Genomic DNA, 16,476 nt, shown 5'->3' on the forward strand with positions numbered 1-16,476 from the left:
CAGTGTGATCGAGGCGATGGCCAAGCCTAATCAAGTGCCCGCATGGCGACCAGTGGTTCAACCCTCCCAGCGCTTGAAAATCACGCTGGCATTGACGCCGCCGAAACCGAAGCCGTTGGACAGCGCGTATTCGGTATCCAGGGGCCGCGGCTGGCCTGCGGCAATGTCCAGCCCGGCGGCTGCGGGGTCAGGCTCGACCAGGTTGAGCGTGGCCGGCGCCTGTTGGTCGCGCAGAGCAAGCACGGTGAAGATCGCCTCGATACCGCCGGCGGCGCCCAGCAAGTGGCCGGTGGCAGACTTGGTCGCGCTGATCACCGGTGAGGGCACGTCGGCGAACACCGCCTTGATCGCTGCGAGCTCGCCCTTGTCGCCCACCGGTGTCGAGGTGGCATGGGCATTGAGATGGCCGACCTGTTGTGCACGGATACCGGCCTGGCGCAGGGCCAGGGTCATGGCGCGTCGCGCGCCGTCGCCGTCTTCCGGTCCCGAGGTGATGTGATAGGCGTCGGCGCTGGTGCCGTAGCCCACCAGCTCGGCCAGCGGCGTGGCGCCGCGTGCCAGTGCATGCTGCAGTTCTTCGATCACCAGCAGGCCGGCGCCTTCGCCCATGACGAAGCCGTCGCGGCGGGTGTCGAACGGGCGCGAAGCCTGTTCCGGGTGCTCGTTGAAATCGCTCGACAAGGCCCGCGCGGCGGCAAAGCCGGCCAGGCTGACACGATGAATGGCCGCCTCTGCGCCGCCGCACAACGCTACGTCCGCTTCACCGGCCAGGATCATTCGCGCGGCGTCGCCAATCGCCTGCACCCCGGCAGCGCACGCGGTGACCGGTGTACCCAGTGGGCCCTTGAGCCCGTGGGCGATCGACACCTGGCCGGCAGCCAGGTTGCCTAGGAAGGAGGGGATGGTGAAGGGTGACAACTTGCGTGGGCCTTTGCTGTCGGTGGTGCGCACGGCCTCGGCGATGGCCGGGAAGCCGCCCACGCCGGTACCGATGATGGTTGCCGTGCGTTCCTGTTGTTCGACGCTTTGCGGTTGCCAGCCGGCCTGCGCCAGGGCCTCCTGTGCGGCGCCCAGGGCGAACAGGATGAAACGATCGACCTTGCGCTGCTCCTTGGCTGGCAGTATGCGGTCCGGATCGAAGCCGGCCTCGCTGTCCTGCTGCAGGTCCGGCACCTGGCCGCCGATGCGCACCGCCAGGTCGCCGATCAGCGATTCCGGCAACTGCGCGATGCCCGAGCGCCCCGCCAGCAGGCGTTCCCAGACCCGCTCAACGCCACACCCCAGCGGTGTGACCGCTCCCATTCCGGTAACGACGATACGCTTGCTCATGAAGGTCTCACTCCCATGGAGGTTTGCTACTATTCAGCTCAAGAGACGTTACTATCATTATAGAAGTAACATACAGCCCGAATATTTCACGACCCGTGGTGAGCCTGCCTGATGCAACGCAAGACGCTTGTGGATTCCGAATGCCCTATCGCCCTGAGCCTTGAACACGTGGGGGAGTGGTGGAGCCTGTTGATCATGCGCGATGCCTTGCAGGGCCTGAGCCGCTTCGACGATTTCGCCAAGAGCCTGGAGATCGCTCCGAGCATGTTGACCCGCAGGCTCAATGCGCTGGTGGAGGCCGGCCTGCTCGAGCGCCATGCCTACAGCACCCGGCCCCTACGCCACGAATACCGGCCCAGTGCTCGGGGGCGCGACCTGCAGGGCGTGCTCTATGCGCTGATCGCCTGGGGTAATCGGCATTTTGCGCCTGAGGCCATCAGTGTGCAGGTGGTGGAAAAGGGCACGGGCAAGGCCTTGCAGCCGATGATGGTGGACGTGGAGTCCGGGCGCGTGGTGCCCTGGTCGGCGTGCGAGCTGGTGCAGGGCCCTGGCGCCAGTGAGGGGATGCGGGCGCGGCTGCAGCGCAGTCGCGAGGGCTGATCAGCCGCGCAGGGCAGGGGCCTGGCGCAGGCCGTCGCCGGCTACTTCCACCTGGTCGGCACGCAGGATTGCAGCGCGCTGATGTTCGTATTCCTGCTGCGACAGGCCTCGGCGTTGCAGCGCCTCGAGCTGCAACTGGCGCGTTTCCTCGGCAGTGTAGGGACGTTGTTCGGGATGGCTGGCACAGCCGGCAAGTGCGGCGATACCAAGGGCGGCCAGGGCAGCGAGCAGCAGGCGGGCGGTGGCGTTCATCGGCGGGTTTCCTGGTTCGAGGATTCGTCTGGCGAGTCGTTGGACACAGGTTATCGAGCACGGCCGCCGGGCAGAAATCGTCGTGCTCGATAGTCACTATCGATGAACGCGCCCGGCTCAGATCACCCGCGCACTGTGCAGGGCTTCCAGCGCCTGGCCGCGCAGACGAGCCAGGCGTTCGTCCTGACGCTCGCGCGGGTAGCCGAGGCCGACCCTCAGCTCGCGGCAGACAGTGCCCGGCCGGTTGCCGATCACCAGCACGCGGTCGCTCAGGTACAGCGCCTCGTCCACGTCATGGGTGACCACCAGCAGGGCGATGCGGTGGCGGCGTGCGAGGTCCAGCAACAGATCCTGCAGTTTGAAGCGGGTGAAGGCATCCACGGCGCTGAACGGCTCGTCGAGCAACAGCAGTTGTGGTTGGCCGTACAGCCCGCGGGCGATGGCCACGCGCTGGGCCATGCCGCCGGACAGCGCCTTGGGCAGCGCATCGGCGAAGCCGCCCAGGCCCACCTCGTCGATGAGGCCGTTGACCCGGGCACGGTCGTAGCGACGGTCCTCACTGAAGCCGATATTGTCGGCCACGCTCAACCAGGGCATCAGGCGCGGCTCCTGGAACACGAAACCGACCTGTTCCGGGCGTTGCTGCAGATGGCCAACGAAGTCGCGGTCCAGTTGCGCCACCAGGCGCAGCAGGGTGCTTTTGCCGCAGCCACTGGGGCCCAGCAGGCTGACGATCTCGCCGGGTTGCAGTTGCAGCTCGACCGCCCCCAGTACCGCAGTGGCGCCGAATGCCTTGTGCTCGACGCGCAGGTCGAGCAAGGGTGCAGGTGTCGGTGCGGCAACGCGCAAGGGTTGGTTCATGGATTCAGGCTCCTCGGTCCGTGCCGTCGAAGGTGTCGCGCCAGTTCAGCCAGCGCTGCTCCAGCCCGGCCAACAGGCCATCGCTGAGTTTGCCGAGCAGGGCCAGGACGATGATCGCCGCGAGCACCAGGTCCGGTCGTGAAGTCTCCCGGCCGTCGCTGAGCAAATAGCCCAGGCCACGGGTGGCGGCGATCAGCTCGGCGGCGACGAGAAACATCCAGCTCAGGCTCAGGGCGCTGCGCAGGCCGGTGAATACGCCGGGTATCGCAGCCGGCAGCAGGATGCGCCGGGCCAGGCGCAATGGGCCGAAGCCGTACATGCGCCCGACCTCGACCAGCTTGCGGTCGATGTTGCGGATCGCGGCCACGCCGTTCAGGTACACCGGGAAGAACGCGCCGATGGCGATCAGTGTCACCTTGGAGGTCTCGCCGATGCCCAGCCACAGCAGCAACAGCGGCACCCAGGCCAGGCTCGGGATCGCCCTCAGGCTGGCGAAAGTCGGTTCCAGCCAGGCCTCCGCCTCACGGCTCAGGCCTACCCAGGCGGCGAACAGCAGCCCCAGGGCGGCGCCGATGGCAAAGCCGGCCAACACCCGCGACAGGCTGGCACCGATGTGTTTCCACAGCGCGCCGTCGGCCAGTTGCACCAGGGTCTGCGCCACTTCGCTGGGGGCGGGCATCTGGTAGGAAGCGATCCAGCCCAGGCGCACGACGGCCTCCAGCAGCAGGATGATCGCCAGAGGCAGCGCCAGGCCCTTGAGCCGACGTGGCCAGGGCGAGATGGCAGTGGCGGGCGCCGGCGCGCTCACGCTGCGAGTGTGCGTGGAGAGGCTCATCGCTCGATGCTGGCCTTGCCGAAGGACGGGTCGATCAACTGGTCGATCACGGCGTTGACGTCGGCGGCACGCTTGACCAGCTCCTCCGACACCAGGATCGGTGCCGCGGCCTTGGAGGCTGTCACGTCCTGCTCGGTCAGTTGTGGCGCCGAGAGGTCGGTACGCGACAGCTGCAGCTTGGCCACATCCAGCGGGAGCTTGGACTCATCGGCCAGCAGGCGGGCGAACTCGTCCGGGTGTGCGGCTGCCCAGTGGCGTGCCTGCTCGTAGGCCTTGATCACCGTGGCGATGGTTTGTGGATGCTGCTTGGCGAAGGTCTCGGTGACACTGACCACGCCATAGCTGTTGAAGTCCTTGTTGCGGTACAGCAGGCGTGAGCCGGCTTGCAGTTCGCTGGCGGCCATGTGCGGATCGAGGCCGGCCCAGGCATCGACATCGCCTTTCTCCAGTGCGGTGCGGCCATCAGGGTGCTGCAGGTGCAAGAGCTCGACGTCATCCTTTTTCAGCCCGGCCTTTTCCAGTGCACGCAGGGTGAACAGGTACGGGTCGGTACCTTTTGTGGCGGCGATCTTCTTGCCCTTGAGGTCATCAAGTGTCTTCAGCGGCGAGTCCTTGGCCACCACCAGCGCGGTCCATTCGGCGCGGCTGTAGACGTACACCGACTTGATCGGGCTGCCGTTGGCCCGGGCCAGCACCGCCGAGAGGCTGGCCGAAGAGCCGAAGTCGGCACCGCCGCTGTTGAGGTATTCCAGCGAGCGGTTGCTGCCCTGGCTGAACACCCAGGTGACCTTGGAGTCAGGCAGGGCTTTTTCCAACCACCCGAAATGCTTGAGCACCAGGCTTACGGGGGAGTAGTAGGCGTAGTCCAGGCGGACTTCCTTGGGCGCGGTTTCGGCGTGGGCGACGGGATTGAAGGCCAGGGCAACGAGGCCGGCAATAGACAGCGACTTCAGGGCGCTGGGCAGGGCTTGGGCAAACAGACGCATGGGGCGATCCAGTCGAGAAGAGGGATCTGGACCGGTTGCAGGCAGCGTGCCATCTCGCCAGGCCCCGGTTTTGCGCAGATGGGCGCGCAAATCAGGGCTGACAGCTGTGCTGAGTCGGGCAAAGTGTTGCCCTGCTGTTGCAGGGCGAACAGTTGAGGCTTTGGCAGCCGGTCAGCGCTGCGCGAACCGTGCCATCAACGCCGGATAATCCTGTGGGTCGGGAAAGCCTTCGAAGCTGACGACAGCACCGGTACAGGCCCATGGCAGCTTCTCCTGTGTCCAGGTTTCCATGAACGGTGCGTAGTGCTGCGGGTTTTCCAGCAGGCTGCTGCGCACGCCCACGACCGCGTCGTTACCGGCGGGCCGGGTGAACAGCCAGCTCATGCAGTGGGGGCAGAACTCATGACGGGTTGCGCCCCGAAGACCTCCAGGCACCGGCGCCCCGCGCGTGACCCTGAACCCTTCGGCTGGGAACAGCGCCGTCAGCGAGAACGCACTGCCCGACATCTTCTGGCAGCCCGTGCAATGACAGGCGCTGGTCATGATCGCGGGGTGATCGGATTCGAACGTCACCTGCCCGCAACGGCACCCACCTTGAATCTTCATGCAACGGACCTCGTGTCGGTATGGCAGGCCGTTTGACGAACGGCCTGGATACGTGAAGCATGCGCGAGTATCAGCCTGGTTAAAACTGATCAAACCTGCCGAGCTGCTCATAGGAAATGTATGAACACCCCTCAACTGCAATGGGAAACCCAGCGCGTGTTCCTGGCGGTCTTGCGCACGGGCAGCCTCTCTGCCGCCGCGCGCATGCTGGGCATTGCCCAGGCCACCGCGCGTCGGCGTATCGACGCGCTGGAGCAGAGCGTGGGCATGAGCCTGTTCGTGCGCTCGCCGGCAGGCTTGATGGCCACGGAAACGGCGAAGGAGCTGATCGGCCATGTCGAGTCCATGGCCCTGGCAGCGGAAGCCTTTGCCCGCGCCGCGTCTGCCGAGGCCCAGGTGCCGGGAGGCACGGTGCGCGTCACCAGCAATCAGTTGCTGGGGGTGGAGGTGCTGCCGGCGATGCTGGGTGAGATCCGCACGGCCCGGCCGGAGCTGACACTGGAGCTGAGCATCTCGAACCGGCTTGAGGCCCTGGCACTGCAGGAGTCTGACGTGGCGGTGCGGATTCGCAGGCCTACCGAGGCGGCAGTGGTCACCCGGCATGTGGGGGACCTGCGGATAGGCCTGTATGCGACCCCTGAGCTGCTGCTGCGCCATGGCGTGCCGAACACCCATGCAGACCTTGCGCGCTATCCGCTGATCGGGCCTGATCGCAACCTTGCTGAAGTGATGTTTCTCGAGCAGAACGGCTTTGTCTGTGTGCCGGAACGCATGGCGCTGCGCACCGACGATCACCTCGCCCAGTTCGCGGCACTCAGGGCTGGTGTGGGGGTTGGGGTGTGTGCCGAGCAACTGGCGCGGCGGCATGGGCTGGTGAGGGTGTTGCCGCAGGCCGTGGCATTTTCGGTGGATGTCTGGGTGGCAATGCACGGCGATCTGCGACGGGTTCGGCGGATTGGCCTGGTGTTCGAGGCGCTGGGGGCGGCGCTGTCGGCGTTTCTGGCCGCCCCGCGTGTCAACTAGTTCTGCTGCAGAGCATCGACAATAACCTGCCGCAGCCAGCGATGCCCTGGGTCCCGATGTACCCGCTCCGGCCACAGCATCAGCATCTCGAATCCCTGCACCGCCAGGGGCGCCTCTACCACCTTGAGCCTGGGGTCGCTGACCACCAGCCGCTGCGGAAGCATGGCTACCAGGTCCGAGCCGACCAGCACCGCCGCCAGCAGCATGAAATGCGGCACCGACAGCACCACGTTGCGCGCGAGTCCTTGCGCGGCTAGCGCGGCGTCCGTAGGGCCATGGAAGCCGCCGCCGTCGGGTGAGACGATCACCTGCTCCAGCGCACAGAACTGCTTGAGTGTCGGCTTGCGCCTGAGCCCTGGATGGTCGACTCGGCCGACCAGCACGTAGCGCTCGACGAACAGGCTGCGCTGGCGCAGCTCTGCCGGCGCCTGCAGGGCAATGTGAAAGGCCATGTCGATCTCGCCGAGCTCGGCCTGGCGGAGCAGGGCCGAAGGCTGCAGGTCGAGCACCGCCAGGCGTGTGCCCGGGGCGGCGCTGCGTAGCCTGGCCAGGGCGGGCAGCAGGATGGTCGAGGCACTGTAGTCGGTGGCGGCCACGCGCCAGGTCTGGCGGGCGGCGGCCGGGTCGAAGGGGTGCGGCGCAGCGATGGCAAGCTGCAACGCCTCCAGCGCCTGGCGCAACGGTGCGCGCAAGGCGTCTGCCCGCGCGGTCGGGCGCATGCCCCTCGGTCCGGGTAGCAGCAGCGGGTCTTCAAGCAGCTCGCGCAGCCGCGCCAACTGCACGCTGACGGTCGGTTGTGCCAGATGCAGGCGCTGCGCCGCGCGCGTCACATTGTGCTCGCTGAGCAAGGCGTCGAGGGTCACCAGCAGGTTGAGGTCGAGGCGGCGCAAGGAATCGTGCAAGGCAATACCTGGAATAGTGGATATTCATTTCAACTATATCGTGTGGCCGCCCATCATGGCTCGCATCCCTTTACGGAGTGCCACCATGAATGTGCTGATCGTCTACGCCCACCCTGAACCCCGCTCGCTCAACGGTTCGCTCAAGGACCATGCGGTTGCCCACCTGCAGCGCCAGGGCCACAACGTGCAGGTATCGGATCTTTACGCTATGGCCTTCAAGCCGCTGATCGATGCCAGCGACAATACAGCCGGCCAACCCGGCGTGCGTTTTCGGGTCTCGGAAGACTCACGCCAGGCCTTCGCCGATGGCACGCAGAGTGCCGACATTGCCCTGGAGCAAGAAAAACTGCTCTGGGCCGACGCCGTGATCCTGCAGTTCCCGCTGTGGTGGTTCGGCCTGCCGGCAATCCTCAAGGGCTGGGTCGAGCGGGTCTATGCCTATGGCTTCGCCTACGGCGTGGGCGAGCATTCCGACCAGCACTGGGGCGACCGCTATGGTGAAGGCAGCATGGCCGGCAAGCGCGCCATGCTGGTGGTCACAACCGGTGGCTGGGCCTCCCACTACGCGCCGCGGGGCATCAATGGCCCACTGGAGGCGATCCTGTTCCCCATCCAGCACGGCATCCTGTTCTATCCGGGGTTCGAGGTGCTGCCGCCGTTCGTGCTCCATCGCACCAGCCGCATCGACGATGCGGCATTCGCCGATGCCTGCCTGCAACTGGAGCGGCGCCTCGATGGTTTGTGGGGCGATACACCGATCCCGTATCGGCGTCAGAATGGCGGGGATTATCTGATTCCCGAGTTGACCTTGCGGTCGGAGCTGGCACCGGGGGAGGAGGGGCTTGGGGTTCATCTGCTCGAGGTGTAAGCGGCTCGATTGCGAACTCCGGTGCGTCGGTTGTGCTTCGTCAGCCAGTTCGGGGGCTGGACGGCAGGCATGCACGGGTCATGGTGAAGCCGCCGATTTGCCACCCCCCCTTTTCTCCGATCGCCTGCGAACAGGTTGGTGGGGGAGTCAGCACGAGGCCGAGCGCTGCCGCTTGACCCGGTACATCTCGCCGTCAGCATGGCTGAGCAGGGCATCGGCATCGCGCCCGTCGGCGGGGTAGCAGGCGACGCCGATGCTGCAGGTCGGCATGGCGAGGCCGCCGAAGTCGGCATCCAGCGGCTCGACCATGACGGCCAGGATCTGTGTGACCTTGTCGAATACGGCGCTGTGCGACGGCAGGTCGGTGAGCAGGATGGCGAACTCGTCGCCGCCCACCCGCGCTACCGTGGCATGCGCGCCGGCACAGCGCTCCAGGCGCTGGGCCACCAGGCGCAGCACGCGGTCGCCGGCACTGTGGCCGTGGGTGTCGTTGATTTCCTTGAAGTCGTCGATGTCGACGAATAGCAGCGCCAGGGTATCGCCGTGCTGCTGCGCCGCCTTCAACGCAGCGTCCAGGCGGCTGTTGAACAGGGCGCGATTGGCCAGCCGGGTCAGCGGGTCGTGGTGGGCGAGAAAGCGCAGCTCTTCTTCGGCCTCGGTGAGGGCGGTGACGTTGCGCGCCACGCCGATGCGTGCGCCGACCTCTTCTGACCAGAACGCCGCCCAGAGGATATGGACGACACCGCCATCCTTGCGGATGTAGCGATTGCGAAAATCGAAATGCGCCTGGCCGGACATGACCCGGACGATCGAGGCCCGAGTGGCGGGCAGGTCGTCGGGGTGCATGTAATGCGTGATCGGCGTGCCGATGAGCTCCTCGGCGCGGTAGCCCAGCAGCGCTTGGCAGGCATCGCTGACGAACACGATCTGGTCGTCCTGGTCGACCACGAAGACGGTGTCGAGCATCAGGTGGATCAACTTGGGATAGAGCGCTTGCAGGTCGACGGGCATGGTGCGGGTGTCCGGGTCGTAAGGCTCGATCAGGGCCAGATAGCAGAAGGGCCGACGAGTCATCCTGCGCGCGCCCGGCACCCGGGCGGTACCGGCCGATCGTTCGCGGCCACAGCACAGCCTACAGGGTATGGCCGTTATGGCCAGCAGGGCGGTGAAAAATAGTCGCAGGCGCAGCCGAACGGGTTCGGTGATGGCATGATGCGCCGACGAATGGCATCTTGCAGCGGTCATTGCTGGCAGCTGACGGTTTCTGGTCCAGACTGTGTTAAGCCTGTCGCTGTTCATGTCGCCTGTCGGTCAGTCATCGCTTTTTCCCTGCTGTTCTATTCAGACGAGGGCCATCAATGATCGAGCGCCGTTCCTGTCGGGCCTTGCTGCTGTCGCTGACCTTCGCGGTATTGCCGCAGGTGGCGCTGGCGGTCGATGACTGCACGCGCCTGACCGCCACCGGCAACCCCGAGTATCCACCTTACCTGTGGCGTGACCCGCAGGACCCGCAGCACCTCGTCGGGGCCAATGCCGATCTGCTCAAGTACATGGCAGGTGAGCTGGGGCTGGATGTGGAAGTGAAATATTCCGGGCCCTGGGGACGCGCCCAGGAAGAAGTGCGTACCGGGCGGGTCGATCTTCTGGCGGGCTACTTCCTGACCCGCGCGCGGCAGAACGAGGTGAACTTCATCGAGCCGCCGTTCCTGCACACCCCAAGCGTGGTCTGGGTGCGCAGCGACAGCGCTTTCGCCTATAAAGGCTGGGACGATCTGCGCGGGCTCAAGGGTGGGGTACTGGTCAACAACAGCCATGGCGAGCAGTTCGACGAGTTCGCCCGGACCAACCTCAACCTGGAGGCAGTGCCCGGCGCCAGGCAGGCGTTCGAGAAGCTGCTGCACAAGCGTAGTGACTATGTGATCTTCGAGCAGTTTCCAGGCATGGCCCTGGCGCGCGTGCTGAAGGTGGACGAGCAGGTGCAGGTGCTCGAGCCTCCGGTGTCCAGCGAGGGGCTGTACCTGGCGATGTCCCACGACTCGCCGTGCAACCGGCCACAGTTGCGTGAGCAACTGGCCGCGAAGATGAGGGAAATCGTGTCCAGCGATCTGCCGCAGCGCCTGGTTGCACGAAACCTGGCGCTTTGGCGCCAACAGCAGGAGAACGTGGCGGCGCCTTGACCAGGGCGGTGTGGCTGCGGCAAGACTTCCCAGCGAAAAACCCGGATAATGGCGCCCATTTCGTTTTACGCGCTGGTGTGCCCGCATGGAAATCAAGGTCAATTTTCTCGACAATCTCCGACTTGAAGCCAAGTTCGACGACTTCACGGTGATCGCCGATCAGCCCATTCGCTACAAGGGCGACGGCTCGGCGCCTGGTCCGTTCGACTACTTCCTGGCCTCCTCGGCGCTGTGCGCGGCGTACTTCGTCAAGCTCTACTGCCAGACCCGCGACATCCCCACCGAAAACATTCGCCTGTCGCAGAACAACATCGTCGACCCGGAAAACCGCTACAACCAGATCTTCAAGATCCAGGTCGAGCTGCCCGAGGATATCAGCGAGAAGGACCGCCAGGGCATCCTGCGCTCCATCGACCGTTGCACCGTGAAGAAAGTGGTGCAGACCGGCCCCGAGTTCATCATCGAGGAGGTCGACAACCTCGACGCCGATGCCCAGGCACTGCTGATGCCGGTGTCCGACACCACCACCTACATTCCCGGCAAGGACCTGCCGCTGGAGCAGACCATCGCCAACATGTCGGCGATCCTGGCCGATCTGGGGATGAAGATCGAGATCGCCTCCTGGCGCAACATCGTGCCCAACGTCTGGTCGCTGCACGTGCGCGACGCGCAGTCGCCGATGTGCTTCACCAACGGCAAGGGCGCGACCAAGGAAGCTGCGCTGGCCTCGGCACTGGGCGAGTTCATCGAGCGCCTGAACTGCAACTTCTTCTATAACGATCAGTACTGGGGCGAGGACATCGCCAACGCACCGTTCGTGCACTACCCGAACGAGCAGTGGTTCATGCCTGGCCCGAAGGACGCGCTGCCGCAGGAGATCCTCGACGAGTACTGCCTGGAGATCTTCAACCCCGATGGCGAACTGCGCGGCTCGCACCTGTACGACACCAACTCGGGCAACAAGGCCCGGGGCATCTGCTCGCTGCCGTTCGTGCGCCAGTCCGACGGGCAGACGGTGTATTTCCCGTCCAACCTGATCGAAAACCTCTACCTGAGCAACGGCATGAGCGCCGGCAACACCCTGGCCGAAGCCCAGGTGCAGTGCCTGTCGGAAATCTTCGAGCGGGCGGTCAAGCGCGAGATCCTCGAAGGCGAGCTGTGCCTGCCGGACGTGCCGCAAGAGGTGCTGGCCAAGTACCCGGGCATCGTCGCCGGTATCCAGGGGCTGGAGGAGCAGGGCTTCCCGGTGCTGGTCAAGGATGCCTCGCTGGGCGGCGAGTTCCCGGTGATGTGCGTGACCCTGATGAACCCGCGCACCGGCGGGGTTTTCGCCTCGTTCGGCGCGCATCCAAGCTTTGAGGTGGCGCTGGAGCGCAGCCTCACCGAATTGCTCCAGGGTCGCAGCTTCGAGGGTCTGAACGATCTGCCGCAACCGACTTTCGAAAGCCACGCGTTGACCGAGCCGAACAACTTCGTCGAGCATTTCATCGACTCCAGCGGCGTAGTGTCGTGGCGCTTCTTCAGTGCCAAGGCCGACTTCGAGTTCGTCGAGTGGGACTTCTCGGGCCAGGGCGAAGACTCCAACGAGCAGGAGGCGCAGACGCTGTTCGGCATTCTCGAAGGGCTGGGCAAGGAGGCGTACATGGCGGTATACGACGACCTCGGTGCCACCGCTTGCCGCATCCTGGTGCCGGGCTATTCGGAAATCTACCCGGTCGAGGACCTGATCTGGGACAACACCAACCGCGCGCTGGGCTTCCGTGCCGACATCCTCAACCTGCACAACCTCGACAGCCGCTCGCTGAAGTTGTTGTACAAGCGCCTGGAACAGGTCGAGGTGGACGAATACACCACCATCACCACGCTGATCGGCGTCGAGTTCGACGACAACACGGTGTGGGGCCAACTGACCATCCTCGAGCTCAAGCTGCTGATCCAGCTGGCGCTGCAGCGTTTCGAGGAGGCCAAGGAACTGGTGGAGATGTTCCTGCAGTTCAACGACAACACCGTCGAGCGCGGGCTGTTCTACCAGGCGCTGAACGTGGTGCTGGAAGTGGTGCTGGACGACGAGCTGGAGATGGACGACTACGTCTCCAACTTCCGGCGCATGTTCGGCAATGAGCGCATGGACGCGGCACTCGGCTCGGTGGACGGCAGCGTGCGCTTCTACGGGCTGACCTCAACCAGCCTGAAACTTGAAGGTCTGGACCGCCACCTGCGTCTGGTCGAGAGCTACAAGAAGCTGCATGCGGCGCGTGCCCGCGCGGCAGGCTGAGGCCCGCTTCAGCCCAAGAGAGGGTACATAGCGACCCTCTCGTCTATTTTTTTGTACCAATCCCCTCAGCCATGTGTCCATTTGGCTGAACTTGGCGTCAGATTTGCCTGTCCATCATGTAACAAAACTGTCATATATCCGTGACAAGTGTGACGAGCTAATCCGATGCCGCTGACAACCCCTCCCGCCAAACACAGAGCGACGATCATCTGCTTCGACAAAGGAAGGGTCTTGCTCGTGCGCAAGAAAGGCGGCAAATGGAACTTCCCGGGCGGCGTCATCGAGCGAGGCGAACAGCCGCATGAGGCGGCAGCCCGAGAGCTGCATGAGGAAACCGGCCTGAGCGACCACGGTTTGCTGCATCTGTGCACCTTGGAAGTGGCTGGGGTTCTCCACTACATCTTCACCACCCACCTTCACCCCGGCGATCGCCCATGTGCGCGCAGAGAAATTGCCGCGTGTACATGGATCGAGCGCCGTGGGCTGGCGCGTGCACCGCTCAATCCAGCGGCCGAGGCGTTGCTCGCCTGCCAGATTCCGGCGCTGTCGGCCTGGGCAGCCTGATACCGAACACCGCTTCGCTTGGCAATGGAAGCCGAGACTTGTGACGGCGCCCGCATTACTGCATCTTCACCGTTCATTTCTGTAGGAGGTATCCCATGGACTGGAATGACCTGCGCGTCTTCCTGGCGATTGCCCGCAGCGGCTCGCTCGGGGCGGCCGCCAAGCAGTTGGGCGTCAGTCATCCAACCGTAGGTCGGCGCCTACAGGTGCTCGAACAGAGCAACGGTCATGCTTTTTTCCGTCGCACCAGCGAGGGGCTGGTACTCACTGCGGCCGGTGAGAGCATTCTTGAGCTGGCCGAAAACATGGAACGCAGCGCCTTGGCCATCGAACGGCGTATCGCGGGCGTGGGCGAACAGCCGGAGGGCTTGCTGCGCATCGCCTGTGCAGACTGGTTCGCAGGATTCGTGCTGGCACCTGTACTGCATGAGTTGCACCGCCGTTATCCGTTGATCGTGGCCGAGGTGATCCCCAGCCATCGATTGTTCGACCTGGCGCGCCGGGATGCCGAAATCGCTTTTCGCATCGTCCCGTTCACCGAGCCGGACATCGTTCAGCGTCGGCTCATGACCCTGCACTATGGGCTGTACCAGGCCGAGCACCAAGCCTTCGATCCCGGCGAGGGCGGTGAGGCGCTCGGTCTTGTCACCATGAATACGGCCCAATCCCATTACCCTGACGTCCACTGGTTGCAGTCGCACTTCCCCAAGGCGCGGACTGTGTTCACCAGCAGTAGCCGCAGTGTACAGGCGCGGCTATGTGCATCAGGGCTGGGTGTTGCAGTGCTGCCGCGAGCGATCGGCGACCAGTCGCCGTTGCTACGCCGGCTGGATATCGGCGAGCCGCCACCAGACCGTGAGATCTGGATGGGCTATCACCAGGACATGCGCCAGATGGACCGGCTGCGGGCATTGGCCGATCTGGTGGTAGAGAGGCTTGGCGATGCTCCATGAGCGCAGGCACCGCTACCGGGCAGCTGTGGGGCGGCGCGCCAGGGTAAAACTCAAGCCTGCGCCCAACACCAGGCAAGCGGCCATGCACATCAGCGCAATGGTGAAGGCATGACTGATGGCGGTCGGGTCGGTGCCAGCGCCCAGCACGCCATAGAATATGCCGCCGATCACCGCCACGCTGAGCGCCGTGCTCACTTGCAAGGTCGAACTGGTGACACCGGCCATCATCCCGGACAACGCTGGGGCGACGCGCCCTGTGATCATGCGCATCAGGGTCGGCATCGCCAATCCCTGGCCGAAGCCGATGACGAATAGCACGACGGCAAAGATCGCGGGCTGCGGGCCAGGGTTGCCCGGTGTGAGGGTAATGAGACCTGCGAGTGCGACCAGGCCTGCAACCATCAATGCCAGGCCAGCGGCGTTGGTGTAGAGGCCCAGCACGCGTGTGCACAACGGTGCGGTCAACGGCCCGATGAGAAAACCCGCGCCGAAGGGCAGGAAGACCAGGCCTGCATGCAGCGCGCTTACATGCAATGCACCTTGCAGGTAGATCGAGAAAAGCAGGAAGAAGGCACCGATCGTGTAGAACGACAGGGCGACCAGCAATGCCCGGCGCAGCCCCGGCACGCGCAGCGCGGCCGGATCCAGCAAGGGCGCTCCCCCCGCGCTGGCCAGGCGGGCCTGGTGGCGCCAGAAGGTCCAGCCAAGCAATGGACAGGCGATCAGCGACAGCCACGCCCACAGCGGCCAGCCGGCCTCACGACCTTCGATCAACGGCACGATCAGCGTGGCAAGTGTGAGCATCGACAGGGCCATGCCGCCGAGATCGAGCCTGCGCGCATGGCTGGCGCGAGTCTCCTTGATCAAGGGAATGCCGAAGAGGATGACCAGCAACGCGACCGGCAGATTGATGAGAAAGATCATCCGCCAGCCAAGCCCGAACAGATCGAGCGAAATCAGGATACCGCCCAGTGCCTGTCCGATCACGCTGGCCAGACCGAACACCGCACCATACAGGCTCAGCGCCAGGGGCTTTTCCGCCTCGGGGAAGATCGCCTGTACCGAGGCCAGTGCCTGTGGCGCCATCACTGCCGCGGTGATGCCTTGCAGCGCACGGCCAGTGATCAGCATCCAGGGCGTGGCAGCGAACCCGCAGAGCAACGAGGCGGCGGTGAAGCCGACAAGGCCGATGAAGAACATGCGTCCGCGGCCATGCAGGTCGCCCAGCCGGCCACCGGTGATCAGCGTTACCGCATAAAGCGCGGCATAGGCGGAAATGACCAGTTGCTCGGCCGATGCCGAAGCATTCAGGTCGCTGCGTATCGATGGCAGCGCCACATTGACGATGAAGAAGTCCAGCGGTGGGAGGAATGCCCCGACAAGCAGGACCACGAACATCGCCCAGCGGCGTTGGTCGGGGCCGGCTGCCCTGTCGTCAGGTGCCAGGGTGAGTGAGTGCTCAATATCAGGTGGGTTTTTCATACGAGGCCCTCGTAAAAGATGGGGCCATGCTAGGAAGCGCTTGCAGATGGGGTCAACGCTTTACCCCCTTACAAAAATGAACGTTGAAACTGCAGGAATGACAGTCCCGTCAATGCCTTGCGACTCGCACAATGGCTCGGACAACCGGCTGTGAACGCCGGCTCCCCAGACCTGCAGGAGATCGTTGCAATGAACCTTGAGACTTTGGAAAAACGCCTGGACCGCATCGAAAGCCGCCTGGCGATCGAGTCGCTGATCTGGACCTACGCCCAGGCCTATGACCGCGTGGATGAGGCACTGCTGGAAAGCATCTGGCATGTCGATGCAACCCTGGACTTGCCGGCATTCGGGCACGGAACCGGGCGCGAGGGCATTCTGGCCATGGCTCGGGAATCGTGGCGGAAAATGCCGCACATGCATCACTGGATGGCCAACCCGCTGATCGAGCTTGACGGCGAAAGCGCCACCGCGGTCTCACAGGCCGACTGTCTGTTCCATGACATCGAACAAGGCCCTGTGCAGGCCGCTGGTTTGTACCATGACCGCTTCGAGCGACGCGATGGAGAATGGCGTTTTACTGAGCGCCGCTTCGAGCTGATGTTCCTGGTGCCACTGCAAAACTGGAAACCCATTGCCGGTTCGCAGGCGTTCGCCCGCTCATGAAATCAATAGCCTTGCTCGGAGGTGGCAACTAGCTCGAACTCGTGTAGGCGCGGCGGTTCGGCGCCCCGACTTGTCCCGCGAACACGGGCGTAGCCCGTGC

The 16,476-nt window shown here is 64.6% G+C and carries 17 protein-coding genes; 8 read left to right on the forward strand and 9 right to left on the reverse strand.

Annotated elements, in window-relative coordinates:
* Positions 1-57: 57 nt before the first annotated feature.
* The gene (gene fabF, locus IAE40_RS23350; RefSeq protein WP_197890985.1) at positions 58-1,329 is read right to left on the reverse strand and encodes a beta-ketoacyl-ACP synthase II; all 1,272 of its coding nucleotides are present in this window, start codon (positions 1,327-1,329) and stop codon (positions 58-60) included.
* A gap of 111 nt (positions 1,330-1,440) precedes the next feature.
* Between fabF and IAE40_RS23355 the strand changes: the two genes are divergently transcribed.
* Positions 1,441-1,929, forward strand: a complete 489-nt coding sequence (locus IAE40_RS23355; RefSeq protein ID WP_054891462.1) for a winged helix-turn-helix transcriptional regulator — start codon at positions 1,441-1,443, stop codon at positions 1,927-1,929.
* Here IAE40_RS23355 and IAE40_RS23360 read toward each other — a convergent pair whose 3' ends face one another.
* From IAE40_RS23360 to IAE40_RS23380, 5 genes are all read right to left on the reverse strand, one after another.
* Positions 1,930-2,181, reverse strand: coding sequence for a hypothetical protein (locus IAE40_RS23360; protein ID WP_054891461.1), 252 nt, complete (start codon positions 2,179-2,181; stop codon positions 1,930-1,932).
* A gap of 117 nt (positions 2,182-2,298) precedes the next feature.
* Positions 2,299-3,042, reverse strand: a complete 744-nt coding sequence (locus tag IAE40_RS23365; RefSeq protein ID WP_054891460.1) for an ABC transporter ATP-binding protein — start codon at positions 3,040-3,042, stop codon at positions 2,299-2,301.
* Between the two features lie 4 nt (positions 3,043-3,046).
* Positions 3,047-3,877, reverse strand: coding sequence for an ABC transporter permease (locus IAE40_RS23370; protein WP_112898486.1), 831 nt, complete (start codon positions 3,875-3,877; stop codon positions 3,047-3,049).
* On the reverse strand, positions 3,874-4,863 hold the full coding sequence (locus tag IAE40_RS23375; RefSeq protein WP_197890987.1) for an aliphatic sulfonate ABC transporter substrate-binding protein: 990 nt from the start codon (positions 4,861-4,863) through the stop codon (positions 3,874-3,876). The genes IAE40_RS23370 and IAE40_RS23375 overlap by 4 nt, the downstream gene beginning before the upstream one ends.
* A 171-nt stretch (positions 4,864-5,034) precedes the next feature.
* Positions 5,035-5,469 carry a GFA family protein gene (locus tag IAE40_RS23380; RefSeq protein WP_197890989.1) on the reverse strand — a complete coding sequence of 145 codons (435 nt, stop codon included), beginning with the start codon at positions 5,467-5,469 and terminating at the stop codon, positions 5,035-5,037.
* Positions 5,470-5,589: 120 nt separating this feature from the next.
* On the opposite strand from IAE40_RS23380, the gene IAE40_RS23385 reads away from it, so the two are divergent.
* Positions 5,590-6,492, forward strand: coding sequence for a LysR family transcriptional regulator (locus tag IAE40_RS23385; protein WP_153773879.1), 903 nt, complete (start codon positions 5,590-5,592; stop codon positions 6,490-6,492).
* On the opposite strand, the gene IAE40_RS23390 is transcribed toward IAE40_RS23385, so the two are convergent.
* Positions 6,489-7,394, reverse strand: a complete 906-nt coding sequence (locus tag IAE40_RS23390; protein ID WP_234465229.1) for a LysR family transcriptional regulator — start codon at positions 7,392-7,394, stop codon at positions 6,489-6,491. The genes IAE40_RS23385 and IAE40_RS23390 overlap by 4 nt on opposite strands.
* Before the next feature lie 85 nt (positions 7,395-7,479).
* Here IAE40_RS23390 and IAE40_RS23395 point away from each other — a divergent pair, with 85 nt between their 5' ends.
* The gene (locus tag IAE40_RS23395) at positions 7,480-8,262 is read left to right on the forward strand and encodes an NAD(P)H-dependent oxidoreductase (protein ID WP_200603942.1); all 783 of its coding nucleotides are present in this window, start codon (positions 7,480-7,482) and stop codon (positions 8,260-8,262) included.
* A 147-nt stretch (positions 8,263-8,409) separates the two neighbouring features.
* On the opposite strand, the gene IAE40_RS23400 is transcribed toward IAE40_RS23395, so the two are convergent.
* On the reverse strand, positions 8,410-9,273 hold the full coding sequence (locus IAE40_RS23400; RefSeq protein WP_200603946.1) for a sensor domain-containing diguanylate cyclase: 864 nt from the start codon (positions 9,271-9,273) through the stop codon (positions 8,410-8,412).
* A gap of 347 nt (positions 9,274-9,620) precedes the next feature.
* On the opposite strand from IAE40_RS23400, the gene IAE40_RS23405 reads away from it, so the two are divergent.
* From IAE40_RS23405 to IAE40_RS23420, 4 genes are all read left to right on the forward strand, one after another.
* Positions 9,621-10,439, forward strand: coding sequence for a substrate-binding periplasmic protein (locus IAE40_RS23405; RefSeq protein WP_112898480.1), 819 nt, complete (start codon positions 9,621-9,623; stop codon positions 10,437-10,439).
* Between the two features lie 85 nt (positions 10,440-10,524).
* The gene (locus tag IAE40_RS23410; protein ID WP_153773875.1) at positions 10,525-12,714 is read left to right on the forward strand and encodes an OsmC domain/YcaO domain-containing protein; all 2,190 of its coding nucleotides are present in this window, start codon (positions 10,525-10,527) and stop codon (positions 12,712-12,714) included.
* A 165-nt stretch (positions 12,715-12,879) separates the two neighbouring features.
* Complete coding sequence (locus IAE40_RS23415) at positions 12,880-13,278, forward strand: NUDIX domain-containing protein (RefSeq protein ID WP_054891454.1); 399 nt, start codon at positions 12,880-12,882, stop codon at positions 13,276-13,278.
* A gap of 95 nt (positions 13,279-13,373) precedes the next feature.
* On the forward strand, positions 13,374-14,231 hold the full coding sequence (locus IAE40_RS23420; RefSeq protein WP_200603943.1) for a LysR family transcriptional regulator: 858 nt from the start codon (positions 13,374-13,376) through the stop codon (positions 14,229-14,231).
* A gap of 12 nt (positions 14,232-14,243) precedes the next feature.
* Here the strand turns inward: IAE40_RS23420 and IAE40_RS23425 are convergent, their stop codons facing one another.
* Positions 14,244-15,713 (reverse strand): MFS transporter, encoded by a 1,470-nt coding sequence (locus IAE40_RS23425; protein WP_200603944.1) that lies wholly within the window; start codon positions 15,711-15,713, stop codon positions 14,244-14,246.
* A gap of 189 nt (positions 15,714-15,902) precedes the next feature.
* Here IAE40_RS23425 and IAE40_RS23430 point away from each other — a divergent pair, with 189 nt between their 5' ends.
* A complete protein-coding gene (locus tag IAE40_RS23430; RefSeq protein WP_153773872.1) occupies positions 15,903-16,376 on the forward strand; it encodes a nuclear transport factor 2 family protein in 474 nt (157 codons plus the stop codon).
* Positions 16,377-16,476: the final 100 nt, after the last annotated feature.

It is taken from the genome of Pseudomonas sp. S44, assembly GCF_016624805.1.
Classification (GTDB): domain Bacteria; phylum Pseudomonadota; class Gammaproteobacteria; order Pseudomonadales; family Pseudomonadaceae; genus Aquipseudomonas; species Aquipseudomonas machongensis.

Excerpts from the sequence above, each read along its gene's own strand:
- IAE40_RS23425 (WP_200603944.1), bottom strand. The coding sequence starts at position 15,713 with ATGAAAAACCCACCTGATATTGAGCACTCACTCACCCTGGCACCTGAC.
- IAE40_RS23430 (WP_153773872.1), top strand. The coding sequence starts at position 15,903 with ATGAACCTTGAGACTTTGGAAAAACGCCTGGACCGCATCGAAAGCCGC.
- IAE40_RS23375 (WP_197890987.1), bottom strand. The coding sequence starts at position 4,863 with ATGCGTCTGTTTGCCCAAGCCCTGCCCAGCGCCCTGAAGTCGCTGTCT.
- IAE40_RS23355 (WP_054891462.1), top strand. The coding sequence starts at position 1,441 with ATGCAACGCAAGACGCTTGTGGATTCCGAATGCCCTATCGCCCTGAGC.
- IAE40_RS23380 (WP_197890989.1), bottom strand. The coding sequence starts at position 5,469 with ATGAAGATTCAAGGTGGGTGCCGTTGCGGGCAGGTGACGTTCGAATCC.
- IAE40_RS23420 (WP_200603943.1), top strand. The coding sequence starts at position 13,374 with ATGGACTGGAATGACCTGCGCGTCTTCCTGGCGATTGCCCGCAGCGGC.
- fabF (WP_197890985.1), bottom strand. The coding sequence starts at position 1,329 with ATGAGCAAGCGTATCGTCGTTACCGGAATGGGAGCGGTCACACCGCTG.
- IAE40_RS23400 (WP_200603946.1), bottom strand. The coding sequence starts at position 9,273 with ATGCCCGTCGACCTGCAAGCGCTCTATCCCAAGTTGATCCACCTGATG.
- IAE40_RS23360 (WP_054891461.1), bottom strand. The coding sequence starts at position 2,181 with ATGAACGCCACCGCCCGCCTGCTGCTCGCTGCCCTGGCCGCCCTTGGT.
- IAE40_RS23405 (WP_112898480.1), top strand. The coding sequence starts at position 9,621 with ATGATCGAGCGCCGTTCCTGTCGGGCCTTGCTGCTGTCGCTGACCTTC.
- IAE40_RS23365 (WP_054891460.1), bottom strand. The coding sequence starts at position 3,042 with ATGAACCAACCCTTGCGCGTTGCCGCACCGACACCTGCACCCTTGCTC.
- IAE40_RS23395 (WP_200603942.1), top strand. The coding sequence starts at position 7,480 with ATGAATGTGCTGATCGTCTACGCCCACCCTGAACCCCGCTCGCTCAAC.
- IAE40_RS23410 (WP_153773875.1), top strand. The coding sequence starts at position 10,525 with ATGGAAATCAAGGTCAATTTTCTCGACAATCTCCGACTTGAAGCCAAG.
- IAE40_RS23385 (WP_153773879.1), top strand. The coding sequence starts at position 5,590 with ATGAACACCCCTCAACTGCAATGGGAAACCCAGCGCGTGTTCCTGGCG.
- IAE40_RS23415 (WP_054891454.1), top strand. The coding sequence starts at position 12,880 with ATGCCGCTGACAACCCCTCCCGCCAAACACAGAGCGACGATCATCTGC.
- IAE40_RS23370 (WP_112898486.1), bottom strand. The coding sequence starts at position 3,877 with ATGAGCCTCTCCACGCACACTCGCAGCGTGAGCGCGCCGGCGCCCGCC.